19 protein-coding genes and 1 pseudogene are annotated in these 25,412 nt (G+C 36.7%); 18 read left to right on the top strand and 2 right to left on the bottom strand.

Going from position 1 to position 25,412, the window contains the following annotated elements:
* Position 1: 1 nt before the first annotated feature.
* From PHO71_RS11355 to murQ, 18 genes and pseudogenes are all read left to right on the top strand, one after another.
* Positions 2-1,318, top strand: a complete 1,317-nt coding sequence (locus PHO71_RS11355; RefSeq protein ID WP_300203268.1) for an HlyD family efflux transporter periplasmic adaptor subunit — start codon at positions 2-4, stop codon at positions 1,316-1,318.
* Entirely contained in the window at positions 1,315-2,001 is a 687-nt protein-coding gene (locus PHO71_RS11350) for a lanthionine synthetase LanC family protein (protein WP_300203266.1), read from the top strand. Before PHO71_RS11355 ends, PHO71_RS11350 begins: the two co-directional genes overlap by 4 nt.
* Positions 1,998-3,236, top strand: coding sequence for a TIGR04157 family glycosyltransferase (locus tag PHO71_RS11345; RefSeq protein ID WP_300203264.1), 1,239 nt, complete (start codon positions 1,998-2,000; stop codon positions 3,234-3,236). The genes PHO71_RS11350 and PHO71_RS11345 overlap by 4 nt, the downstream gene beginning before the upstream one ends.
* 270 nt (positions 3,237-3,506) lie before the next feature.
* Positions 3,507-3,806: pseudogene (locus PHO71_RS11340) on the top strand (TIGR04149 family rSAM-modified RiPP); the annotation flags it as partial.
* A 178-nt stretch (positions 3,807-3,984) separates the two neighbouring features.
* Positions 3,985-5,190 carry a 6-bladed beta-propeller gene (locus PHO71_RS11335; protein WP_300203262.1) on the top strand — a complete coding sequence of 402 codons (1,206 nt, stop codon included), beginning with the start codon at positions 3,985-3,987 and terminating at the stop codon, positions 5,188-5,190.
* 4 nt (positions 5,191-5,194) lie between these two features.
* Positions 5,195-6,451, top strand: a complete 1,257-nt coding sequence (locus PHO71_RS11330; RefSeq protein ID WP_300203260.1) for a radical SAM peptide maturase — start codon at positions 5,195-5,197, stop codon at positions 6,449-6,451.
* Between the two features lie 4 nt (positions 6,452-6,455).
* Entirely contained in the window at positions 6,456-7,703 is a 1,248-nt protein-coding gene (locus tag PHO71_RS11325) for a TIGR04150 pseudo-rSAM protein (RefSeq protein ID WP_300203259.1), read from the top strand.
* A gap of 198 nt (positions 7,704-7,901) precedes the next feature.
* Positions 7,902-9,173 carry a 6-bladed beta-propeller gene (locus PHO71_RS11320; RefSeq protein ID WP_300203257.1) on the top strand — a complete coding sequence of 424 codons (1,272 nt, stop codon included), beginning with the start codon at positions 7,902-7,904 and terminating at the stop codon, positions 9,171-9,173.
* Between the two features lie 164 nt (positions 9,174-9,337).
* Positions 9,338-10,555, top strand: a complete 1,218-nt coding sequence (locus PHO71_RS11315; protein WP_300203255.1) for a 6-bladed beta-propeller — start codon at positions 9,338-9,340, stop codon at positions 10,553-10,555.
* Positions 10,556-10,559: 4 nt separating this feature from the next.
* A complete protein-coding gene (locus PHO71_RS11310; RefSeq protein ID WP_300203253.1) occupies positions 10,560-11,753 on the top strand; it encodes a TlpA disulfide reductase family protein in 1,194 nt (397 codons plus the stop codon).
* 103 nt (positions 11,754-11,856) lie between these two features.
* Positions 11,857-13,593 carry a S41 family peptidase gene (locus tag PHO71_RS11305; protein ID WP_300203251.1) on the top strand — a complete coding sequence of 579 codons (1,737 nt, stop codon included), beginning with the start codon at positions 11,857-11,859 and terminating at the stop codon, positions 13,591-13,593.
* A gap of 139 nt (positions 13,594-13,732) precedes the next feature.
* Positions 13,733-15,037: a lamin tail domain-containing protein gene (locus tag PHO71_RS11300; protein WP_300203249.1), complete on the top strand. Its 1,305-nt coding sequence runs from the start codon at positions 13,733-13,735 to the stop codon at positions 15,035-15,037.
* Positions 15,038-15,092: 55 nt separating this feature from the next.
* Positions 15,093-16,574: a sodium:solute symporter gene (locus tag PHO71_RS11295; RefSeq protein WP_300203247.1), complete on the top strand. Its 1,482-nt coding sequence runs from the start codon at positions 15,093-15,095 to the stop codon at positions 16,572-16,574.
* A gap of 10 nt (positions 16,575-16,584) precedes the next feature.
* On the top strand, positions 16,585-19,050 hold the full coding sequence (locus PHO71_RS11290) for a DUF4922 domain-containing protein (RefSeq protein WP_300203245.1): 2,466 nt from the start codon (positions 16,585-16,587) through the stop codon (positions 19,048-19,050).
* On the top strand, positions 19,047-20,438 hold the full coding sequence (locus PHO71_RS11285) for a SpoIID/LytB domain-containing protein (RefSeq protein ID WP_300203243.1): 1,392 nt from the start codon (positions 19,047-19,049) through the stop codon (positions 20,436-20,438). Before PHO71_RS11290 ends, PHO71_RS11285 begins: the two co-directional genes overlap by 4 nt.
* Before the next feature lie 11 nt (positions 20,439-20,449).
* Positions 20,450-21,730 carry an MFS transporter gene (locus PHO71_RS11280; RefSeq protein WP_300203241.1) on the top strand — a complete coding sequence of 427 codons (1,281 nt, stop codon included), beginning with the start codon at positions 20,450-20,452 and terminating at the stop codon, positions 21,728-21,730.
* A 34-nt stretch (positions 21,731-21,764) separates the two neighbouring features.
* A complete protein-coding gene (locus PHO71_RS11275) occupies positions 21,765-22,598 on the top strand; it encodes an ATPase (protein WP_300203240.1) in 834 nt (277 codons plus the stop codon).
* 43 nt (positions 22,599-22,641) lie between these two features.
* Positions 22,642-23,448, top strand: a complete 807-nt coding sequence (murQ, locus tag PHO71_RS11270; protein ID WP_300203238.1) for an N-acetylmuramic acid 6-phosphate etherase — start codon at positions 22,642-22,644, stop codon at positions 23,446-23,448.
* Positions 23,449-23,562: 114 nt separating this feature from the next.
* Here murQ and PHO71_RS11265 read toward each other — a convergent pair whose 3' ends face one another.
* Together PHO71_RS11265 and PHO71_RS11260 are read right to left on the bottom strand one after the other, a co-directional pair.
* A complete protein-coding gene (locus tag PHO71_RS11265; protein WP_300203236.1) occupies positions 23,563-24,174 on the bottom strand; it encodes an FKBP-type peptidyl-prolyl cis-trans isomerase in 612 nt (203 codons plus the stop codon).
* An 11-nt stretch (positions 24,175-24,185) separates the two neighbouring features.
* Positions 24,186-25,412 (bottom strand): glycine--tRNA ligase (locus tag PHO71_RS11260; RefSeq protein ID WP_300203234.1); only part of this gene is annotated, 1,227 nt, incomplete at its 5' end.

Genomic DNA, 25,412 nt, shown 5'->3' with positions numbered 1-25,412 from the left:
TATGATGAAAGAGCAAGAAAAAAAAGAAGAAGATATAATAGAACTCAGAAGTGAAGAATTCCAAGAAGTTCTGAGTGGTATCCCCCCATGGATACTACGCTGGGGTATTACTACTGTTGCTATCATCGTCGTAGTTTTATTAATCGGCAGTAGCATATTCAAATACCCAGATACCATCACATCTACCATTACTCTTACCGGAAGCAAGCCTGCTGCAAACATCGTAGCAAAGTCATCAGGTAAGCTACAAGAGTTATTTGTACAGGACAATCAACTTGTACAGACAGGAGATTATCTTGCAGTCATAGAGAATCCGGCTAAAACAGCAGATATTCTTTACTTGAAAAAATTCCTTCATAAATATATGTCATATCCCGATTCAATCGTTTCATTACCCTTAAAGGAAATGAACCTAGGAAGCTGTCAGGCACTTTATTCATCCTATTACTTAGCATTATCCCAATACATTCAGTTCAGACAACTCGGATATTATCAGGACAAGATAGATATGATGAAAGATCGAATCAGTAGAAATGAAAAACATTATCAGGATATGCTACATCAGGAAGAACTAGTGAGCCAGCAGTTGGCAATCATATATAAACAATATCGAAGAGACTCTACTCTACACACAAAGGGAGCAGTCTCGGGCAAGGATTTGGAAACAAGTCATAATCAATATATTGGAGGGCAGCTTTCTATGGAGAATATGCATTCCACGCTTGAGAACCTGCGTATTCAACTAGCGGAAATGAAAGAAAATTTGCTCGATACAGAATATCAATACATCGATAAAGAAAGTACACTGACTACTCAACTGAAGTCATTAACCATTCAGCTATTAACAGAAATACAAGCATGGGAAATAAGCTATGCATTGATTGCGCCCATACCCGGAAAAGTTACATTCACTAATTATTGGATTGAGAACCAAAATATCATTTCCGGTGATATCGCATTTAGTGTTATTCCTTCATCCAACAATAAATTGATTGGAAAAGCCTTGCTTCCTGCCGAACGATCAGGAAAGGTAAAAGTAGGTCAGAAGGTAAATATTAGATTCAGCAATTACCCGGATAACGAATTCGGTCTGGTAAAAGGAAAGATACAAAATATCTCTCTCATTTCGGTCAAGGTGGAGGCTAAAAATCATTATGTAGTTGAAATCGATCTGCCAAATGGGCTAACGACTACTTATGACAAGGTACTGCCTTTCGTCTCAGGAATGGAAGGTCAGGCAGATATCATCACGGATGATCTGTCTCTGCTGGAACGTATATTATTACCTATGAAGAAAATATTAAATGAAAGCTTATGAATAAACACGAAGTATTACAACGTATCGCCAGGTATTTAATGCTACACAGTAGCTTTACTAGCAATATCGGACTGTTTGAAGGTAAAATGGGAATTATTTTATTTTTCATGAATTATTCCAGATATACGAAGTGCAAAAGATATGAAAAATTTGCGGGAGAACTCATTGATGAAATTTATGCAGAAATACACATTGACTGTTCCCCTAATTTCGGAAATGGATTGGCTGGTATTGGCTGGGGAATGGAATATTTAATTAGAAACCATTTCGTAAAAGCAGATCCGAACGAAGTGCTGAATGCATTGGATAACCAAATTTTAGAGAGAGATGTCAGGAGAGTGAAAGACTTTTCGATGGAAAATGGATTAAAAGGAATTGCAACCTATGTAATTAGTCGTTGTGCAGGCAGAGAGTACTCATGCATTTTCGAAAATTATATAATTGATTTAGCACAAGCTCTACAAGCAAGCCCCCCAGATGATAAAGAAAGTTTTCGTCTCGCCGCTATTCTACAGGATATTATCAATAAGAATGAAACATCCAATGAAACGGATTTTCTGGACAAATTTATAGCTAAAATTCATATAAAAGATTCTCTCAATTTTATTGTAGGAAGAAATTTAGGAATCAGAGGAGGTCATGCAGGAATAGGACTTAAAATGATGCAGGAGGAAAATTTATGACGAAAAAGAAAGTTTATATATTCAACAGTAGTTCGCGTGCTGCCGTATATGGGATTGGAACGTATATTGCACAACTGACCGATTGTCTGAAAAAGGAAGAGATTGAATTTGGCCTCATCTATATTCATGCAGAAGGGGAGGAAGTGACAGTAACAGAACAAGAAGGATATCAATTAATCTCTATTCCGAGTACGAGTTCCAGTAATCCCCGAAGTCGTGAGTATTATGCACGAAACATTGTTTATTTGCTGAAAGGATTCATTCCTGTAGAGAAAGGGGTTGAATACATTTTCCATCTGAATTTTATGAGTAACCCGGCACTGGTCAGCAATCTAAAAAGAATGTTTAGATGCAAAGTCATATTAGTCGCACATTATTCCAATTGGAGTTTTACTTTGTTGGGAGATAATCTCAAACTCCAGCGGATTCTGGCAAAAAGGCCTAAAAGACGCGATTATAGCGAGCAGGGCATTGTCAAAGATGTGAAAGAAAATGCAAAAATGATTGCCCAATGTGATAAGTTTGTTTGCATCGCTCGCCATTCTATAGAATCATTTACAAGTATCTGCCGGATAGATGCAAAGAAAATCGTATTAATAAACAATGCACTAAAAGATTGCTATACACCCGTAGATGAAGAACAAAAACGAATCTTTAGACATAAATATTACATTCAGGAAGGAGTCCCTCTACTGATTTTTGCCGGACGATTGGATGAAGTGAAAGGTATCACTTTTCTCATTCAGGCATTCAGAAAAGTATTGGAAACATATACAAATGCCAGATTGCTAATAGCAGGCGATGGAAGTTTTAATCGATGGCTAAAAGAAGCCAAAGATATCTGGTCACAAATTATTTTTACCGGAAGAATAGAGAAGGAAGTTCTATATGAACTTTATCATATAGCAGATATAGGGATTGTAAGCTCCCTCCATGAGGAGTTTGGATTCGTTGCTATTGAAATGATGATGAATCAATTACCTGTTATTGTATCAGATACAGGAGGTTTATCCGAGATTGTAGAAGATGGCATTTCAGGATTGAAAGTGCCTGTTATGAATGATGGTAAACAACAGGTTATTGACGTTGAAGCATTGTCTGCAAAAATAAAACAACTGATTGAGCAACCCAATTATGCAAAGATTTTGGCTGAAAATGCTCGAAGAAGGTTCCTGAAAAAATATGACCTAACGATTTTCCGAGAAAAGATGTTGAATCTTTATCAAGAAGTCTGACTCTTGCTACCGATGATATGCCGATGATATATAAAAAGCAATTTCTTTTATGATTTTACAAATGATATTTAGTTGATGCTTTCACAATTACCGCACTGTGTGTGCTTCTATTGACAACTAATTACACATTAGTCTTCATCAATTAAATCATCCAATCTTTGTTGAAGAAGCATTGATAAATATCAAGAGGAAAGAAATGAGAGAGATTGTATTGCAATAAACTTTTTATTATTAATCTTTTAAAACTAATTCAAAAGGAAAAAGTCAAAGAACTTAAATTTGCATCATCTTGGTCAGGCTGAGATGACAAAAAAGGAAATGAATGCTTTGACTGGCGGTGGAAACTGTGGATGCGGTTGTAGTTGTTGCACAGAATGTCCAACGGCGTCTTGTGGATGTAAGTATGCTGGAGAACAAGAAGGTTCTGACGACCCATATTATGGAGGTTCTAGTACGACTGACAACAGCAATGCTAATGGCCAGAATGTACAATCCAGTACGGAAAACAAACTTAGTCAAGACCTTGGGAGCTCGGTTGCAACTAATGCAGAGAAAGGCTACGCTTATTAATCAATAAGTAGATTACAAAAGTTTTGAAACTTACTCTCTCTGCAATTATTTGTAGAGAGAGTCTTTACTATTATTAATTATGGAATTATTAAAAGAACATTTTTAGCATATGCTATTTCACAGCATACTAATATGTTATCAACCTCTATCTTTAATTAAATTAACCATATAAAATCGTATGAAATATATAATTATTATAACATGTATATTAGTAGGCTGCTCCACCAAACCTACTACAAATGTTTCTACCCAAACTACTAATGATTCAATAAATGGCAGAAAACAGGAATTAGTAGTTATTGACATAACAAAGCCCCCAAAAAAGGCAATAGATATTGCAGACATTGCTAACATAGAATATATTCCGTTAGAAACAAATGATAGCACTTTGGTTCGTTTTTCTCCAGATGCAGTTTCAAAAAAATATATCGTTTATCATAATTCAGATGGTCAGATCCTTATTTTCAATCGGCAAGGAAAAAGATTATATTCTTTCAATCATACAGGAGGCGGACCCGAAGAATACAATTCAATATATAATGTCATTTTGGATGAAGACAAAGAAGAATTGTACATCGGAAGCCTTGAAATTAACACCCAAATTAATGTCTATTCAATTAATGGGAAGTTTAAGCGCAGACTAATTTTACAAAAAAAAATTATTCCAGGCTATATGATAAGCTATGATAAAGATTATCTATTTTTCAACAATTATTACTTTATGGATATGTCAGAGGAAATCCCTGGAAGAGAATTAAGCAAGGAAGACGTCGCTATTAGAGATAATCCTTATTTTTTTATTTCAAAACAGACAGGAGAGTTAATACCTTTAGATTATTATATACCAAATAGAATGGGCAACAGAACCCATCTAACACAGAATACCAAATCACTATCAAGTATTTCTATGAATATACTCCCTATGGCGCAAAACTTTCCGGATATCCTGATCACAGAATTTGCTGATGATACTCTTTATTCTTTGAAAAACAAAAGATTATTACCAGTAATGATAAAAAAGCCATCAGCACATAAGATGAGTCCTCCAATGATGGTGGCAGTTGATCTTTTCACAGATAGATATATTTTTATTCGTGCAGTTGAAAAGAAGTTGGAGAAAGGGAAATCACCTAAATATATTTATATGGTGTACGACAAACAGTCTGATGATTTTTATCAACTTGAGTCTAAAAAAATATCCATTCACAATCCTTTAAAAGATAAAACGGCTTTGCCTCATAACACAGCAATTAATTGTATGAATACCGAATTCCTACTTCAAGACTACAAAGCTGGTAAATTGCAAGGTGAGTTGAAACTGATCGCTTCGAAGTCAAAAGAAGACGACAATCCTGTACTAATGTTATTTACATTTAAAGAATAAGATTATGAAAGAGTATAGAAAAATATCAGAATTAGATATAGAGTATAATTTAATAAATTTAAAACAATTAGTCTTTGAAGTGACCGACGCTTGTAATTTGCGTTGTAAATATTGTGGGTACGCAGATCTATATGAAAGATACGATCAAAGAGAGAATTTGAAATTCCCTTTTCAAAAAGCAAAGTTGATTATTGATTATCTTTATGAATATTGGAAGAAGAAATATTGCACTGACGTCAACGATCCTTTCACAATAAGTTTTTATGGGGGAGAACCACTGTTGAATGTACCCTTTATCCAACAAGTAATTGACTATGCAGAAAGTTTGAATCCTATCGGTAAAAAAATTCATTATAGTATGACTACTAATGCAATGCTACTTGATAAATATATGAACTTTCTGGTTGAAAAAAAATTTCGTTTATTGATCAGTCTAGATGGAGACAAAAAAGGACAAAGCTATCGAGTAGATGGCAAAGGAAGAAACTCATTCGATAAGGTTTTTGCCAATATACAGTTATTACGTTCGACATATCCTGCATATTTCGAACATTTTGTGATGTTCAATTCTGTTTTACACAATCGTAATGGCGTCGAATCTATTTATCACTTCATTAAAGATAAGTTTAACAAGGAGCCTTCAATTTCGCCATTGAATGACTCTGGGATTCGTAAAGATAAGGTGGAAGAGTTTTATCAAACTTATCAGAATATGACCACAAGTATACAAAAAGCAACTAATTGTGAAGCATTGAAAAAAGAATTATTTATTAAAGGACCGGAAACCAGTATGCTTCTTTATTACATTCACTACCAAACAGGGAATGTTTTTGACAATTACAATGATTTATTATTAGGGAGAACAAACCTTCCATACCCTCCATCCGGTACTTGTATTCCTTTCTCAAAGAAAATGTTTATAACAGTTAAAGGGCGTATTCTTCAATGCGAAAGAATAGATCATGAGTTTGCATTAGGGCAGATTACGGATAAAAAAGTAGAACTTGATTTGAAACAAGCAGCTCAACAGCATAATGATTATATATTCCATTATGTCAATCAATGTAAGACTTGCGCAGTCAAGCAAATGTGTGCACAATGTGTATACCAGATAGACGATATACATGATAAGACGTCCATATGTCACAGTTATCGCTCAGCTAAGCAACAGGAAAAGCAAAAAGAATGTTGCATGGATTATTTAGACAAACATCCAGATCTTTATAACAAAATTTTAAAAAATGTCGTAGTAAGAGGATAATAATATGAATAAATATTGGTTGATTTTATACCCGGATACTTTCCTATGGGTAAAGCAAAATAGAGGATGCATCTATAATGCAAAAAATTATAAGAAGATCTACTTTGAAAACAAAGGAGAACTGCCGAAATTGATAGAGTCTTTACTCGATATTGATCAGCTATACCGAGTTGATTTGTCAGAAGAACTTCTACAAAAGACACAGATCAAGGAATGGGTAAATGAAATTATCTCTTCGGAGAGCGGTCAGTTGGTTTTAGATGACGGATTAAATAAAAGACCGGTATCAATGAAACCAGAACTTAAAGTGCAGGATGACGTGAAATATTACGAATGGGAACATAAACGCGGCATTGATGGCAATGTTATTGATAACCTTCACAAAATAATTATCCACATTAATGCAAGTAATTACGGGAATATTGCTTATACCAAACAAACAGTATACCATCCAGTTCAAACAAGTTCGGAACTCGATCATGGAAGTATTTTATCATTTGTTAAGAATGCCCGTTCATGTAGTTATCTGAGAGAAATAGCATTAGTGGGGGATGTAACATCATACCCTAACTTTAAAGGATTATTATCAGACATTCTGGACTATGGATTTAGAAGAATATCAGTCTATTGTCTGGATAATGATTTCTTAAAATACATAGAAACGAATCAGGATTGGGAGAATAAGGCGATTTCATATACAGTACTTGTATCCGATTATTCAGTGATAGAAAAATTATTGAAAGCCATTAAGCAGTTACCTCCAGTTTCTTTTATATTTCTTATCCGCTCGGAAGAAGAATATGAGAATGCAAACTCTTGTATAGAAAAGAACGAACTATCAAAAGTAGAAATAGTACCTATATATACCGAAGAGAATTTATCTTTCTTTGAAAACAATCTATATATAGATTCGGAAAGTATTTCAGGAATCGAACTATCTAAACGCCAGGTTTTCATCCAACAAAAGCTAAATATTTTCTCGTTTGGCAACTTAATCGTTTTACCCGATGGGAAAATATACGCAAATTTGAATGATCCTTCCATCGGAACAGTCAATGATACACCACATAGCGTCGTTTATCGTGAATTAACCGAAGGAAAATCATGGCTCAAAATCCGTAATCAGGAACCTTGCAGTAATTGCGTTTATCAATGGCTTTGTCCCTCACCCTCCAATTATGAAGCAGTGATAGGAAAACCTAATTTATGTTTTATAGGAAATACATCAAATCAGTTATTGCCAAAGAGTTAAAGGAAGCTTTGTAAAAAGCAATGCAATTGTTTTCTTAAGTACATCTCTCGTGTAAATTAAAAAAACAATTGCTTGCATATATATAGTTGATCTGTTAATCTATTACAAACTTCAATCAACTTATAACAGATACACTAAATTTAATACTATATTTAAAAAAAATAAAACCTAAAGACTTTAAATACACAAATAAAAGCTATGAGCAACATTCATAAGACAACTCATCAAATATGGACTGAAGGTATAAAAACACTATTACCTTTCATTACAATTATCATTTTACTAGTAGGATGCTCCGGAAAAAAAACAACCCCAGTTTCGACAACAACAAAAACAGAATCCTCACAAGTAGAAACAGAACAACCTTGGTACGATGGTGAAAAGCCATTTATATTTGATGAAAAAGAAAATTATCCTGAGACAAAAATAAAGTTAAGTGATCTAGCAGAGGTTTCTTATATTCCCCTTAAAATGAATGATTCTACCATATTGAAGGTGAAATCTTCTTGGAGAGGAAATGATTTTTTCGTCACATCAGATCGTATATATTTACAGGAAATTCATAGAGAACTCTATATATTTAAGAAAGACGGAACATTTTTAAATAAAATAAACAGAGAAGGAGAAGGTCCAGAAGATTATATAAATATAGGTAACTATATAGTAGACACTCTATATAAAGAGATCTTTATACAGGACTGGGTTAGAAGAAGAACTCAAGTATATGATCTGGAAGGAAATTTTAAACGAACATTTCTTAACTTCGCATTTGAAATAGTTGAATTAAACGACTCACTTCTTCTTAATTTTTTTCAACACTTCCAAAGTACTCCTAACGGATCAGAATACTCTGTTACTCAAGGTCCACAATATTCCGTTACTCGCAAAAAGGACGGAAGTACAGTCTTTGATCTACCCATCCATTTTAATGTAAAATTACCCGACGAAGCATTCAGTATGCTAGCATACGGTTCTTTAATAAAAACACCACAAGGAGTATTTCTGTCTAACCTCCAAAATGATACAATATTCGAAATTAAACGGGATCTTAGTATTAGTCCACGTATAATTGATATAAGCGACTACGGAACAACTTTTGCACAAGCCCATCCTACTATTGAAACCAAACGTTACTTAATGTTTAATATTTTACGTTCTTATCGTTATAAACCAGAAATTAAACAACGTTTCTATATTTACGACAAGAAAGAAAAACAAATATACAAGATGACTGATTTCTCAGATAAAATTTATTGGGCTCTACTCGATAATTATCCACAAATCCAAAATTGGGATACAACACAAAGTCCCTATATTGCCGTCCGTCCAAGACAGGTACGTGACTTATTTATGGCAGGAGATGAACATGGTGACGACAAATTAAAAGAAATCATCAAACACCTGAATGAGAAAGATAATCCGGTATTACAAGTTATGACTTTCCATGATGTAGAGCAAGTTCTTAAATAATTTCATCAGCTCTTAAATAAAACACATAAAAAAGCTATGAACAACACTCCTATAAGAATTCAGATAGGATCAGGTTAGGTGAGATATACAATTACGAAGTCTTCTCCAGCAGTGTCATGATGACAAGCTAATAAGAGCTCCTCATACTTTAATTATAATACATCATGAAACATCTGATCACTATAGCATTATGCATATTAACTTTAAAGAACAGTTCTACTAAGCCTAAGACAGGAGGTTCTACTGAATCTACAAATAATTCAAAAAAGATTAACATCAAAGGTCTAGTGGGCATAGACATAACAAAGAACCCCAAAAAGGCAATAGATATTGCAGACATTGCTAACATAGAATATATTCCATTAGAAACAAATGATAGCACTTTGGTTCGTTTTTCTCCAGATGCAGTTTCAAAAAAAGATATCATTTATCATAATCCAGATGGTCAGATCCTTATTTTCAATCGGCAAGGAAAAAGATTATATTCTTTCAATCATTCAGGAGGTGGACCTGAAGAATACAATTCAATATATAATGTCATTCTGGATGAAGACAAGGAAGAATTGTACATCGGAAGCCTTGAAATTAATACCCAGATTAATGTCTATTCAATTAATGGGAAGTTTAAGCGCAGATTAATTTTACCAAAAAAAATTATTTCAGGCTATATGATAAACTATGATAAAGACCATCTATTTTTTAATAATTATTACTTCATGGATATATCAGAGGAAATTTCAGGAAGAGAACTAAGCAAGGAAGATGTCGCTATTAGAGACAATCCTTATTTTTTTATTTCAAAACAGACAAGAGAATTAATACCTTTAGATTATTATATACCAAATAGAATGGGCAACAGAACCCATCTAACACAGAACGCCAAATCACTATCAAGTATTTCTATGAATATACTCCCTTTAGCGCAAAACACTCTGGATATTCTGATCAGTGATTTCGCCGATGATACTCTTTATTCCTTAAAGAATAAGAAGTTATTGCCTATAATGATAAAAAAACCGTCAGCGCATAAAATGACTCCTCCAATGTTAGTGGGAGTTTCTTTTTTTACCAATAGATATGTTTTTATCGATGCTGTTGAGAAGAAAGCAGAAGGAAAACTAAATCAAAATTCGATGGTTTATGATAAAAAGGTTAACGATTTCTACCAGCTCAATTTATTAAACAAAGATGATTCTAATAAACGCTATATTAATCTGATTGGTGTAGGTTCACTTCACAATACGAGTTATTGCCTGATGTATCCCGATTATTTACTTCAAGCATATAGTACTAACAAATTGAAAGGAGAGCTGAAAGAGATTGCTTCGAAATTGATAGAAGATGACAATCCGGTATTAATGTTGATCAAATTTAAAGAATGAGACAATGAATCTATTATTTCATATTATTCTAATAGTTGTATTGCTATCTAGCAATAGTATTTATGCTCGTCCCTTCTTATTAGAGGGTACAATTATCAATATAGCAGAAAATACTACAATAGAGTTCTCATATACGATATTGAAAGAAAATAAATGGATTCGGATCGACGATTCTGCCAAAGTAATAAAGGGGAAATTTTCATTTCAGGGAGACATTGAAGAAACCACAGCGGTCAGACTCGATTTTCCTAATAGGATGATTCACTTATACATTGAGCCAACCCATATGCAATTGTTTATCGACGCCAACAAACCTTACAGGTATCAGCTGACCGGTACTAAAGTAGAAAGTGAAAATATCGAACTCCGAAAACAGTTGCAACCCTTTATGGAATATTATTATGAACTAATAGACAACGTTAATAGTTTATCAAGGAAAAAAGATCAATCAAAAAAAGATTCCCCAATTAGAGATTCAATCAATCATGCTATAGCAAATATAGATGAAGCCAATGAAGCCAATCATAAACAAATGAATGAAATATGTTTTGATTTCACAGTAAAACATCCATCTTTCAAGATTACACCACACTTATTATCCTTTATTTCCGGAATGGAGATTTCAATAGACTCCATTCGCAATATTTATAACAGCTTGCCCGTACAAAGTAAAAACAGCATAATGGGCAAACTCGCACATAAAGAGATTGAAGAACAAGCATATAAAGATAGTATCCTAAGAATGACCTCTATAGGAAACTATCCACCTGATTTTATCAGAAAAAGTGCGTCCGGAGATACGATCAGATTATCTGATTATAAGAACAAGACTTATGTATTATTGGATTTTTGGGCAAGCTGGTGTAAACCTTGTTTAAAAGAGGTTCCGAAAATAAAGGAAATACATAAAAGATATAGTAACAAAGGACTAACCATTATCGGCATATCTCTGGATACAGACGAAAACAATTGGCACAAAACATTGCAAAAAAATGGTCTGAATGCCTGGCCACAAATATTAAGTTTAGATACAGGCAAACAAGAGAATAATAATAAGTTCGGAAACAATTTAGCAGAGCTATACAACTATGATGCAATCCCATTCTTCGTATTAATAGATAAAACAGGAAAAGTAATAAAGAAGTGGGAATACATTAATAATCAACAGTTAGACGAATTAAATGAAATTCTCAAATAAAATGATTGGAATCACAAAGTACCTATAAGAGTTACCCTAATAATATGCAACAAATAATATTCATACCTACCATAAAGTTTTATTATTCAAAAAAATGAGAATTATGAAAAAGAAAAGTTACGTATTTAGTTTTGCTACAATTCTAATAGTTATAATTCTGTCTAATATTGTTCTTTCAAAAGATAAAACATGGGACCAGCCTCAGCATGATATTTCTGAAACACCTACAAAAGAACAGATTTATTCAAATGTAGAGAACTTAGCTTTATTATGTAAGATCTGGGGATTTATGAAATACTATCATCCGGAAGTACGTGCCGGAAAATATGATTGGGACAAAGAATTATTTTCCATAATACCATCTTTCAATTGTGTGCCATCTAAAGAAAAGCGTAATGAAATACTAACAGAATGGGTGAACAAATTCGATATTGCCATGAAAATAGGATTTGAAGAAGCGCTTTTGCCAAATTCAGTCAAAATGTACCCGGACATCGATTGGATAAAAGACGATGCCAATTTAGGAACGCCATTAGCCACTAAACTAAAGAAGATATATAATGCGGAAAGAGATACTTTCAGTTACTATGCAATGTGGAGTGAATTGCCAACAAAATTCTTCAGAAATGAAAAAAAGTATCCAGAATGTGAATTTCCCAATACAAGTTATCAGCTTCTTTCCTTGTTTCGTTTATGGAATGTAGTTCAATACTATTTCCCCTACAAGTATCTACTCAAGAAAGATTGGAATGAAACACTGACTGATTATATTCCTTTATTTTTAAATATTGCCAACAGAGATGACTACGAAAGCGCAGTTATGAGACTTGCAACAGAGATACATGACTCGCATACAAATGTTTATGGCAACCGTAAGAGAAATAAATATCTAATACCTGTCATGGTGCGTTTTGTCGAAGGAAAAGCGATGGTAACAAAATATCATAAAAAGCAGTATGGCTACCGAGGACCTGTAGATAGTACTTTACAAGTCGGAGATATCTTATTGCGTATTAAAGATGAGCCGATAGACTCCTTTGTTAAACGTCTGACTCCATACAGACCAAGTTCAAATAAAACGGCATTACTTAGAGACATAGCAACACTCGATCTATTATGGACTAATGAAAAAGAACTTGAAGTGGAATATGAAAGAAATGGCATAGTATTGGAGAAAGTAATCAAGTGCATCCACAAAGACAGTATAAAAATGAGCTTCTTTAAGGAAAATCTGCCACTTATCACCTCTTTGCCCTCAGATATCTTATATTTATACATGGGTAGTGCTACTGGTGGAGAGATGCCTACAGATATTAAAGAAAAAGGAGTCATCATCGATTTACGGAATTACCCATCGTCATCTAAAATAAAAGGATATTGGAATTACGAACTTTTATATCCATCACCTACTGATTTTGGAAGAGCGACTTATGTCAGTGCTTTGTATCCGGGACTATTTACATTTCAGAGAATCATCAAAGAGGGAAAAGAAAATAAAAATTATTACCAGGGTCCAAAAGTCATTTTAGTAAATGAAGTTACGCAAAGTCATGCAGAATTTATGGCTATGAAGTATAGATGTACACCTAACACAATCGTAATGGGAAGCCAAACAGCAGGTGCAGATGGTAATATTACAAACATCGCTTTACCAGGTTATCTTTTTGTCACGTTTACCGGACTCGGTGTATATTATCCCGACAAATCCGAAACCCAGCAAATCGGTATTATACCGGATATCGAAGTCAAAAGTACCATTCAAGGGATTCGTGAAGGACGTGACGAAGTATTGGAGGCTGCTGTAAAATATATAAACAATCAGATAAAACTTAAACCATAGACATTTTCAGAGAAAAATTCATAAGTTCTACTTAAAAAAGCAGTAACCTCATGATATCTTTTTATACCTTTGCGGTATCATAAATAAAAGCCGAAATCGAGAAAAGCCCATACGGCAAGAAAGAAAAAAATCAAATCGTATGAAAATTTATAAGATTTTCGGCTTTATAAGTTGCTTTATACTTAGCAGTTGTGCACTGCATATTGAAGACGAGGAAAGTGCAAAAGGAGACGATGGAGATTCAACCACCCAACTATCCTGGTCGGGAGAAACCGACAAATTTACAATTACTTCGAAAGAAGGGATACGACTGGACGACCCACAAGAAGCTGCCGGAACAGCCTATCTTGCTTTCCCTTCTTCTTCTGTAAGAAATACCCGTTGGGAATTCGGAGTGAAACTGACTTTCAACCCTTCTGCCAATAATTATGCCCGCTTTTATCTTACTTCTTCCACTGAAACTTTATCCAATGTTTTAAATGGTTATTATATCCAGATTGGCGGGGCTAAAGATAATGTCGCTCTCTATCGTCAGAATGAGGATAAATCCATCTTACTTGCCTCAGGGAGAGAATTAATGAAAGGAAACAACTCTCCAAAGCTGTATATCAAAGTGGAATGTGACAACAATGGTTACTGGACTTTCTGGACACGACTAGAATCAGAAAATGAATATACAAAAGAAAAACAAATAAAAGATACAAGTATACAGAATTCTGAATATTGTGGGATATACTGTGTTTATACCAAAAGCCGTTGCGACGGATTCACGTTTCATCACATTCAGATCTCGAATGAAGTGGAAACAACGACTGATCCGGACGGATCGGAAGAGGTTCCCGACAATCCCGAGACTCCCGATGAACCGGACAATCCGGAAGATACTGGTATACCTAGTTATCCGGAAGAGGTGAGAAATCTGTTGGTATTCAATGAAGTCATGTATGACAATGCAACAGACGGTGCAGAATATATAGAGCTTTATAATCCTTCGGATAATATAGTTTCTATTCCACCATTCAAATTATTAAGATATGTTGCCGATGAATCCGGTGCGACGCAAACTACTACAACAGCGGTATTAGAACCATCTGACGGTAGTCAAGTCATAAATATTCCACCTCATGGGTATATTTGTTTCACCAAATCAGCAAGTACTTTGATTAAAAAGCATAAAGTAAGTGGAGAAACAATGATAGAAACGGCAAAGTTTCCACGCATAAACAATGCAGGAGGTCACCTCGCCATAGTAACCAACGAAGAGCAGTCCCGGCTTATTGACAAATGCAGTTATTCCGATCAGACACATACCGACCGAAAAAGGAAACAAGGTGTATCGCTGGAGAAGAAGTCACCGGAGCTAGCTTCTGCTTTCAGTAAGAACTGGACCTCCTCGAAAAATGCTACAGGAGGTACTCCCGGAATAAAAAACTCTCAAGAGTAAGTATATCTATGAGATTTTATCTACATTTGTAGTAAAGAAATGAAAATAGCACAAAATGAGTCCAATTGCCGTAACCATTACCATCATTGCCTATTTTGCACTATTGTTTACCGTTTCATACATTGCGGGACGGAAAGCAGACAATGCGGGATTCTTTGTAGGTAACCGTAAATCAAGCTGGTATGTAGTAGCTTTTGCAATGATAGGTTCCACCATCTCCGGAGTCACCTTTGTATCTGTACCGGGCATGGTAGCAAGCAGCTGTTTTTCTTATCTTCAAATGGTACTCGGATTTATTGTAGGTCAGTTCATTATCGCTTTTATACTTGTCCCTCTTTTCTACCGGATGAATCTGGTGTCTATCTACGAGTATCTGGAAAACCGTTTCGGAACCTCATCCTACCGAACAGGAGCTTGGTTCTTTTTCATCTCGAAGATGCTGGGAGCAGCTGTCCGCCTATTCTTGGTATGCCTTACGCTTCAATTACTTGTATTCGAGCCATTCCATCTTCCGTTCTTATTGAATGTAGCTATCACAGTAGCATTAGTTTGGCTATATACTTTTCGTGGAGGAGTGAAATCACTTATTTGGACTGATTCTCTAAAAACGTTTTGTCTGGTTGTTTCCGTCGTATTGTGTATCTACTATATAACTTCCGATTTGCGACTCAACTTGGGAGGGATGCTTAGCACTATTTCCAACAGCGACCTGTCTCGTATATTCTTTTTTGACGATATCAATGACAAGCGATATTTCTTCAAACAGTTTCTGGCAGGAATCTTCACTGTCATCGCAATGAATGGTTTAGATCAGGATATGATGCAGCGTAACCTGAGTTGCAAAAACTTCCGAGACTCCCAAAAGAACATGATCACCAGTAGTATCTCACAATTCTTTGTTATCTTACTGTTCCTGATGCTGGGAGTATTGCTTTATACTTTCGTTGCACAACAAGGACTAACGGTCCCTGCAAAGAGTGACGAACTCTTTCCGATGGTAGCAACCAGTAGTTATTTCCCCGGCATTGTCGGAATCCTATTTATCGTAGGACTAGTTTCCTCAGCCTACTCCGCTGCCGGATCAGCATTAACAGCTCTGACTACTTCCTTTACGGTAGACATACTACACGCGAAAGACAAAGAAGAAACGGTTCTGAGTAAACTTCGTAAACGGGTTCACGTCGGCATGGCTGTAATTATGGGGATTGTCATATTCGTATTCGGTTTGCTCAATAATACAAGTGTTATCGACGCTGTATATACGTTAGCCAGCTATACCTACGGACCAATTCTCGGTCTGTTCGCTTTCGGTATTTTCACCAAAAAACAAATAAACGATAAATACATTCCACTGGTAGCTATTCTTTCTCCGATACTTTGCTACATCCTGCAAAGTAATTCCGAAGCATGGTTCGGTGGATATCAAATTAGTTACGAGCTACTAATACTCAATGGATTATTTACTTTTCTAGGGCTTTGTCTGCTCATTAAAAGAAAAGATAATCGTGTAGTGTCCGCCACTCGTACCATTAAATAATAAATAAAAAATGAAAGCAACAATCAACTGTTTTCTTCCTTTCAGCAGATTAAAAGAAAGTACACAAATAGTAAAAGAATTACGTGCATCGGAGCAAGTAAATAAGATATATCTAATAGCACCGGAATTCACCAATGTGTGTATTCCCAACTGTGAAATGATCTCTGCCAACAACTTCCTGTCCACAGAAGCAATGAAAGCTATCGCAGCACATTCCGACGCTCCATACACCCTATTATATACTAAGCCTACAGAACTAAGACTTGGACAATTTGCTCTCGAACGAATGGTACAGGTAATAGAAATGACGCAGGCAGGGATAGTTTATGCTGACCATTTCCAACAGATAGACGGTGTACAGAAAACAGCTCCTGTCATCGACTATCAATTCGGGAGTTTGCGCGATGATTTTGACTTCGGTTCGCTTTTATTATTTCAATCCAACGCTTTCAAAAAAGCAGCAATGGCATCCGAAGAAGACTATCAATATGCAGGCATCTATGATCTGAGACTGAAGATTTCTCAGAAACACAAGTTAGAACATATCAATGAATATCTATATACAGAAGTAGAAAATGATAATAGGGAAAGCGGAGAAAAACAATTTGACTACGTAAATCCAAAGAACCGTGAGGTACAAATTGAAATGGAACAGGTATGCACCAATCACCTGAAAGCCATAGGTGGCTATCTGTATCCTGAGTTTGAGCAAGTTAATTTTTCATCCGTTTCTTTTGAATATGAGGCTTCTGTCATTATTCCTGTGCGTAACCGTATTCGTACCATAAAAGATGCTGTCCGCTCCGCTTTGTGTCAGCAAGCATCTTTCCCGTTCAATGTAATTGTGATCGACAATCACTCTACGGACGGAACCACGGAGGCTCTTCATGAGTTTAGTACAGACAAGCGTTTAATCCATGTGATTCCTGAGAGGAAAGATCTTGGTATCGGAGGTTGTTGGAATGAAGGTATCCACCACGAGAAATGTGGAAAGTTTGCTATTCAGCTTGACAGCGATGACGTATATAAAGACGAACATACTTTGCAAATTATGGTAGATGCCTTCTATCAGCAAAATTGTGCAATGGTAATCGGCACCTATATGATGACGGATTTTGATATGAATGAAATTGCTCCCGGTATCATAGATCACAAAGAATGGACATCCGAAAACGGACGGAATAATGCATTGCGCATCAACGGACTCGGAGCTCCTCGCGGATTCTACACTCCCCTGCTACGTGAAATCAATGTTCCGAACACAAGCTACGGAGAAGACTATGCACTCGGATTAAGAATTTCACGGGATTATCAGATAGGACGGGTATATGATGTAGTCTATCTTTGCCGCCGTTGGGAAGGAAACTCGGATGCTGCTCTTTTAATTGAAAAAGTCAATCAAAATAACATCTATAAAGACCGTCTCCGTAGCTGGGAATTGAATAACAGGATTCAAAAGCCCCAAAAAGCACAAAACCTTCAAAAGTCTGTAAAACAACTTTTTAAAGAACAAACCCATTCATGGGGACTAGTTAAGGAGAATTACCAGTTACTTAGAAAGTATCAGGAACAAAAAAAATTAATCACACAAAACAAACAAGGTTGGTATATATACGCGTATGTATTCCCCAATCCAAAGCGGATTCTCTCCACAGCTGCTCAAACAGACGCTTCTTCTATCAAAGCACGTCCTTGTTTCCTTTGTCAGGAAAACCGTCCGGTAGAACAAAATGCTATCAATTATAAGGATTATCAGATATTAGTCAATCCCTATCCCATATTTCAACAACACCTGACTATTGCTGCCAAAAGTCATACCCCGCAATCTATCGCCAACCGTTTTGAGGATATGATAGAACTGACCGATAGCCTGAAAGAATATTTACTTATGTATAATGGTCCGGAATGCGGTGCTTCCGCACCGGACCATGCTCACTTCCAAGCGGCTGCAAAAGGAGAAGAATTAGTAGCTTTGACATGGCATGACTGGCATGAAAGAACGTTTTTTGAAAATGACACTATAATTCTATCTTATGCTGATGAGCCCATCAGTGGCATTTACATCAGGGCAAAAAGTAAGAAAGACATGGCAAAGATATTCAAAGTAATCTACGATATCCTTGCAACTGACAAGATTGACAAGGAGCCGATGATGAATATTCTGGCTTGGTATGGATTGGAACAAAAAAAAGACTTCTATCCTTACTACAAAGGAGAATTAGATGACACGAAAATCCGTTACAACTGTATTCTCTTTTTACGTAGTAAACACCGGCCGGACTGTTACTATGCAAAAGGCGATGAACAGCTCCTTGTCAGTCCGGCTATTGCCGAATTGAGTGGTTTATTCCCCATTGTCCGTGAAGAAGATCTTCCTAAAATAACTCCGGAAAAGATACATACTATCTGTCGTGAAGTCTCCATGCCCAAAGAAGAGTTGGAAGAAGTTATCAACCGTATTAAAGCTACATTATGAGAGAGCCTCTAATATCAGTCGGAATCCTATCCGGAAAAGAAATTGAATTTTCTTTTCCGGAAACATTTATTTCTTCTGGTAAATTAGAATCTACAGGAGCACAAAAAGCTGTCTATAAAGAAGGAAAAATCTATTGGAGAGAAAAAATGTATGATGAATTACATTTCTCACCCAAGCAATCCGATGCTGCCTTCTTTGAACTAAAAGATGTCACCATAGGAATCAACTTCCATTGGGAGCGTAAAGAGCCTCAACGTTTCAAAGGAATATTAAAACTCATTATCGAAGACGAGAAACTTACTGCTATCAACATCATCCCTGTGGAAGATTACCTGACGAGTGTTATTTCATCGGAAATGAGTGCAACAGCCTCTTTAGAATTACTAAAAGCACATGCTGTAATCTCCAGAAGCTGGTTACTCAACAAAATTGGAGAACGGGAAAAAGGAGAAAATGAAGAATTAGTAAAAAAGAATCCGGAAAATAGAGAACTAAAAGCAATAAATAATGGAGACCTCAAAATAGAACCAGACAGTAAAGACCATTCTTCATTTTCCATTCTTCATTCTTCATTTATCAAGTGGTACGACCATGAAGCACATACGCACTTTGACGTCTGTGCCGACGATCATTGCCAACGTTATCAGGGAATTACACGTGCTTCTACTATTCAAGCTATCGAAGCTGTTTCTTCTACGCGAGGAGAAGTGCTTATGTACAAAGATCATATTTGTGATGCCCGTTTTTCTAAATGTTGCGGTGGTGCCTTAGAGGAGTTTCAAAATTGCTGGGAGAATGTGAAGCATCCCTATCTTGTTGGCAAACGGGATGATAGAACAGACTATAAACTCCCCGATTTGACTATAGAAGCGGAAGCGGATCAATGGATTCGTACCTCTCCCATTGCTTTCTGTAACACACAAGATAGGAATGTATTGAGTCAGGTACTCAACAACTACGATCAGGAGACTGCGGATTTTTATCGTTGGAAAATATCCTATGCTCAACAAGAGCTTTCGGAACTGATACATAACCGTTCAGGAATAGATTTTGGTAAAATCATAGATTTGATCCCTATAGAGCGAGGGACCTCCGGACGTATCGTCAAACTAAAAATAGTTGGAACTTTACGTACTCTTATTATCGGGAAAGAGCTGGAAATTCGCCGGACTCTGTCCACTTCACATCTCTACAGTTCTGCTTTTGTAATCGATAAGGAAGGTAAAGAAGAAATCCCTTCCCGCTTTATTTTTATCGGTGCCGGCTGGGGGCATGGGGTCGGACTTTGCCAGATTGGTGCTGCCGTTATGGGAGAAAAAGGATATACTTATGATGAAATACTATCCCACTATTATCCGGAAAGCATTATCGAACAACAATATCATTAAAACACTTTATTATGACGACATCAAGAAATAAAAAACCCTGGAGTTGGATACCCACACTCTATTTTGCAGAAGGGCTTCCTTATGTGGCAGTAATGACTATCGCTGTCATCATGTATAAACGACTGGGATTATCAAATACAGAAATTGCCCTTTATACTTCCTGGCTTTACCTTCCCTGGACAATCAAACCGCTATGGAGTCCTTTTGTAGATCTGATAAAGACTAAACGTTCCTGGATTATCGCCATGCAGAGTTTCATCGCTGCGGGATTTGCCGGTATCGCTTTCTTTATTCCGACAGAACATTACGTACAGTTTACTCTTGCTTTTTTCTGGTTATTGGCATTTAGTTCGGCAACCCATGATATTGCCGCTGATGGTTTTTATATGCTCGGACTCAACAATAAAGAACAGTCTTTCTTTGTTGGAATTCGAAATACATTCTACCGTTTTGCAAATATCTTTGGGCAAGGAATCCTTGTTATGATAGCCGGTTGGCTGGAAACGTCACAAGCCAATATCCCTTTAGCGTGGAGCATTACTTTCTATCTCCTGGCAGGACTTTTCCTCGGACTTACTATATACCATCATTGGGCTCTTCCGCATCCGGAAGCAGATGTCAAAAGAGAAGGATTAACTGCCGGTAAATTATTCGAAGACTTTTTTAAAACATTTATCTCCTTCTTTCAGAAAGAAAATCTGTTTTTAATGCTTTTCTTCCTGCTTACTTATCGGTTGGGAGAATCACAACTAGCTAAAATAGCCTCACCCTTCCTTTTAGACAATGCCTCACAAGGAGGATTGGCTCTATCCACAACAACTGTTGGAATGATTTACGGAACGATTGGAGTAGCTGCTCTCTTAATAGGTGGAATTATCAGCGGGTTTCTCGTCTCACGTGATGGTTTCAAGAAATGGATACTACCAATGGCATTAGCTATTAATCTCCCCGATATTCTTTATGTATGGATGGCAGCTACCACACCGGACAATCCTATACTCATATCTTTTTGTGTAGCAATTGAGCAGTTAGGTTACGGATTCGGCTTCACTGCGTATATGCTTTATCTGATTTATATTGCCGAAGGAGAACATAAGACAGCACACTATGCTATCGGAACAGGATTTATGGCACTTGGAATGATGCTTCCGGGTATGCCCGCCGGGTGGATACAGGAACATCTTGGCTATACCAACTTTTTTATCTGGGTATGTATCTGCACCATTCCCGGAATTATTGCTGCTTGGATGATTCACAACCGATTAGATGATTCATTTGGGAAGAAAGTCTAGGAATTATATTCTATGTAAAAATATAAATTAAGATATGATACTAATAGCAGACAGTGGCTCTACTAAAACCGATTGGTGTATCGCACTCAACGGTATGCCAATTCAACGAATTGGGACAAAAGGACTTAATCCTTTTTTCCAATCGGAAGAAGATATTCAACGCGAATTAACCTCCATCCTTCTGCCACAATTACCAGAAGGAGAATTAAGCGCCATTTACTTTTACGGAGCCGGTTGCACACCCGAAAAAGCTCCTGTCATCCAACGAGCAATTGCCAATAGCTTGCCCGTAACAGGAACTATCAAAGTAAATTCTGATATGTTGGCTGTGGCTCACGGGTTGTGTGGACATGAAGCGGGCATTGCCTGCATTCTGGGGACGGGTTCCAACTCTTGTTTCTATAATGGTGAAGAAATTGTAGATAATGTATCTCCACTAGGCTTCATTCTGGGAGATGAAGGAAGCGGTGCGGTTTTGGGGAAACTACTGGTGGGCGATATATTAAAGAATCAACTTCCTTCCACATTAAAGGAAGCTTTTCTGAGACAGTTCAATCTAACCGGTCCCGATATTATAGATCGCGTTTATCGCCAACCATTCCCAAATCGTTTTCTGGCTAGTCTGTCACCCTTTCTTGCGCAACACATAGAAGAGCCTGCTATCCATTCATTAGTACTCAACAGCTTTCTTGCTTTCCTTCGCAGAAACGTGATGCAATATAATTATAAACAGTATCCGGTACACTTTATTGGTTCCATTGCTTATTACTATAAAGAAGTTCTGCAAGAAGCCATAGAGCAAACGGATATAAGATTAGGGAAAATACTTCAAAGTCCAATGAAAGGCTTAATTCAATATCATCAATAGCATCTCTCCATTTATTGTACGTCCTAAAAAAAATAGAGAAATTATGCAAATCACAGAACAATCATCACTTTATAATGACCTGGAGAGAAAATCTGTTCGAGAGATACTAGAAGATATCAATCGGGAAGATCAGGTAGTGGCACTTGCGGTACAGAAAACAATTCCACAGATAGAAATACTTGTCAATCAAATTATCCCCCGTATGAAACAGGGAGGACGTATCTTCTATTTGGGAGCTGGAACTAGTGGGCGTTTGGGAGTACTCGACGCTTCTGAAATTCCTCCAACTTTCGGTATGCCTCCTACCTGGGTTATCGGATTAATAGCCGGAGGTGATTCAGCTTTACGAAATCCGGTAGAGGGTGCGGAGGACGATATAAACCAAGGATGGAAAGAACTCACTGCTCATCATATTAATGATAAAGACACAGTAATTGGCATTGCTGCCTCCGGTACCACACCTTACGTAATTGGCGCTTTACGGGAAGCCCGCAAACATGGCATTCTGACGGGATGCATCACTAGTAATCCGGATGCTCCTATGACTGCAGAATCAGATGTAGCTATCGAAATGATTGTTGGACCGGAATATGTAACAGGAAGCTCCCGCATGAAGTCCGGTACCGGACAAAAAATGATTCTGAATATGATTAGCACTTCTGTTATGATTCAACTTGGAAGAGTAAAGGGAAACAAGATGGTAAATATGCAACTCAGCAATCGTAAACTAGTAGAAAGAGGTACACGTATGATTATGGAAGAGTTGGAACTGAATCATGAGGAAGCCCAAAAACTATTGTTGCTACACGGATCGGTGAAGAAAGCGATTGAGGCTTATCGAATTCGTTAATTAAGAAACGACCTGCTCTTAAATAGAACAGGTCGTTTTCCTTAGTTTGTATAATAAATTAAGTAGCAATAAAAGAATTAATAATTCCAAGACCACTTATTTTATAAATCTATTTTATTCCTTCTCATCTTTTGCTGCCGGATAATTTGTATCAAGCAACTGTACATCAAAGATTAATGCAGAATAACTTAAAATATTAGCATTCGAGTTACCAGTAGTTCCATAAGCATATTGCCAAGGAATATAAATTTCCCAACGATCTCCAACCGCCATATGTTGAAGAGCTTCCTGCCAGCCGGTTATAACACTCGATAGTGCCAGACTTACAGGCAGAGTTTCTCCTTCATTTGCGTTTGATTCATCAAGGTTCGGGTTCTCACCATAAAAACCATCAAAACGTTCCCTAAGAATATTCATACCTTTATAATAAGCAGTAACCGTCGATGCACTCGTTGGTCTCCGTCCTACCATATCCTTATTCAGCTTATTCGTTTCAACAGGTGTTTTTACTTTATAATAAATAAATTCCCCCGGATTTATGTACATACTGAACCGTTCTAAACCGCCTCTACCGGGCACTGTTTCATAAACGGTACCCAACGAGTCAATAAATACCTCGTTCCGTGTACGCCAATTATCATACCGACCTTCTTCTTTTGTTTCCTCACAAGAAACAAAAGCCAAAGCCAACAAAATTAAAGAGAATAAATAGATTTTTTTACTCATTCGTCAAAGGTTTATTGTAAAGTTTTCAATAGAGAAGTGATGCTCACTCTGTCTGCAATAATATTATTCAGTTCAGAGATTGCCACACGCTCCTGTTGCATTGTGTCACGATTACGTAATGTCACGCAGTTATCTTCTAATGTCTGATGATCAACAGTTACACAAAAAGGAGTACCGATAGCATCCTGACGACGGTAACGTTTACCGATACTGTCTTTCTCATCATATTGACAATGGAAGTGGAATTTCAAATCATCGATAATCTCACGAGCTTTCTCAGGTAGACCATCTTTCTTTATCAAAGGCATGACAGCCAGTTTCACCGGTGCCAATGCAGCAGGTAATTTCAAAACAACACGGCTTTCTCCGTTTTCCAACTGCTCTTCACAATAAGCAGCGCTCATGATGCTCAGGAACATACGGTCTACACCGATAGAAGTTTCAATCACATACGGAGTATAAGATTCATTCAATTCCGGATCAAAGTATTTAATGCTCTTTCCTGAGAATTTCTCATGTTGAGACAAGTCGAAGTTAGTACGAGAGTGTACACCTTCTACTTCTTTGAAACCAAACGGCATCAAAAATTCAATATCTGTTGCAGCATTTGCATAGTGAGCCAGTTTGTCATGGTCGTGATAACGATAATGATCATCACCAAAGCCCAATGCTTTATGCCATTTCAAACGGATTTCTTTCCATTTCTTGAACCAGTCAAGTTCTGTTCCCGGTTTTACAAAGAACTGCATTTCCATCTGTTCGAATTCACGCATACGAAAAATGAACTGACGGGCAACAATCTCATTACGGAAAGCCTTACCGATTTGGGCAATACCGAAAGGAACTTTCATACGACCTGTTTTCTGTACATTCAGGTAGTTTACAAAAATACCTTGTGCCGTCTCCGGACGAAGATAAATCTTCATAGCACCATCCGAAGTAGATCCCATATCGGTAGAGAACATCAGGTTAAACTGACGAACTTCTGTCCAGTTCTTTGTTCCGGAGATCGGACAAACAATTTCTTCATCCAGAATTATCTGACGGAGTTCTTCGAAATTATTATCATTCAATGCCTTGGCAAAACGTGTATGCAATGCGTCGCGCTTTTCCTGATGTTCCAATACACGCCCGTTAGTAGAACGGAATTGAGCCTCATCAAAAGCATCACCGAATTTCTTTGCAGCTTTAGCTACTTCTTTATTGATCTTATCATCGTATTTAGCCAACTGATCTTC

The sequence above is a fragment of the Bacteroides sp. genome (assembly GCF_028690125.1).
Classification (GTDB): Bacteria; Bacteroidota; Bacteroidia; order Bacteroidales; family Bacteroidaceae; genus Bacteroides.
Note: the sequence above shows the minus strand (reverse complement) of the source record. Positions and strands in the feature narration are given on the sequence as shown.

What these genes read in the sequence shown, in the direction of transcription:
- PHO71_RS11290 (WP_300203245.1), top strand. Translation starts at nt 16,585, where the DNA reads ATGAAAGCAACAATCAACTGTTTTCTTCCTTTCAGCAGATTAAAAGAA.
- PHO71_RS11285 (WP_300203243.1), top strand. Translation starts at nt 19,047, where the DNA reads ATGAGAGAGCCTCTAATATCAGTCGGAATCCTATCCGGAAAAGAAATT.
- PHO71_RS11325 (WP_300203259.1), top strand. Translation starts at nt 6,456, where the DNA reads ATGAATAAATATTGGTTGATTTTATACCCGGATACTTTCCTATGGGTA.
- PHO71_RS11275 (WP_300203240.1), top strand. Translation starts at nt 21,765, where the DNA reads ATGATACTAATAGCAGACAGTGGCTCTACTAAAACCGATTGGTGTATC.
- PHO71_RS11350 (WP_300203266.1), top strand. Translation starts at nt 1,315, where the DNA reads ATGAATAAACACGAAGTATTACAACGTATCGCCAGGTATTTAATGCTA.
- PHO71_RS11310 (WP_300203253.1), top strand. Translation starts at nt 10,560, where the DNA reads ATGAATCTATTATTTCATATTATTCTAATAGTTGTATTGCTATCTAGC.
- PHO71_RS11300 (WP_300203249.1), top strand. Translation starts at nt 13,733, where the DNA reads ATGAAAATTTATAAGATTTTCGGCTTTATAAGTTGCTTTATACTTAGC.
- PHO71_RS11320 (WP_300203257.1), top strand. Translation starts at nt 7,902, where the DNA reads ATGAGCAACATTCATAAGACAACTCATCAAATATGGACTGAAGGTATA.
- murQ (WP_300203238.1), top strand. Translation starts at nt 22,642, where the DNA reads ATGCAAATCACAGAACAATCATCACTTTATAATGACCTGGAGAGAAAA.
- PHO71_RS11265 (WP_300203236.1), bottom strand. Translation starts at nt 24,174, where the DNA reads ATGAGTAAAAAAATCTATTTATTCTCTTTAATTTTGTTGGCTTTGGCT.
- PHO71_RS11280 (WP_300203241.1), top strand. Translation starts at nt 20,450, where the DNA reads ATGACGACATCAAGAAATAAAAAACCCTGGAGTTGGATACCCACACTC.
- PHO71_RS11305 (WP_300203251.1), top strand. Translation starts at nt 11,857, where the DNA reads ATGAAAAAGAAAAGTTACGTATTTAGTTTTGCTACAATTCTAATAGTT.
- PHO71_RS11330 (WP_300203260.1), top strand. Translation starts at nt 5,195, where the DNA reads ATGAAAGAGTATAGAAAAATATCAGAATTAGATATAGAGTATAATTTA.
- PHO71_RS11345 (WP_300203264.1), top strand. Translation starts at nt 1,998, where the DNA reads ATGACGAAAAAGAAAGTTTATATATTCAACAGTAGTTCGCGTGCTGCC.
- PHO71_RS11355 (WP_300203268.1), top strand. Translation starts at nt 2, where the DNA reads ATGATGAAAGAGCAAGAAAAAAAAGAAGAAGATATAATAGAACTCAGA.
- PHO71_RS11295 (WP_300203247.1), top strand. Translation starts at nt 15,093, where the DNA reads ATGAGTCCAATTGCCGTAACCATTACCATCATTGCCTATTTTGCACTA.
- PHO71_RS11335 (WP_300203262.1), top strand. Translation starts at nt 3,985, where the DNA reads ATGAAATATATAATTATTATAACATGTATATTAGTAGGCTGCTCCACC.
- PHO71_RS11315 (WP_300203255.1), top strand. Translation starts at nt 9,338, where the DNA reads ATGAAACATCTGATCACTATAGCATTATGCATATTAACTTTAAAGAAC.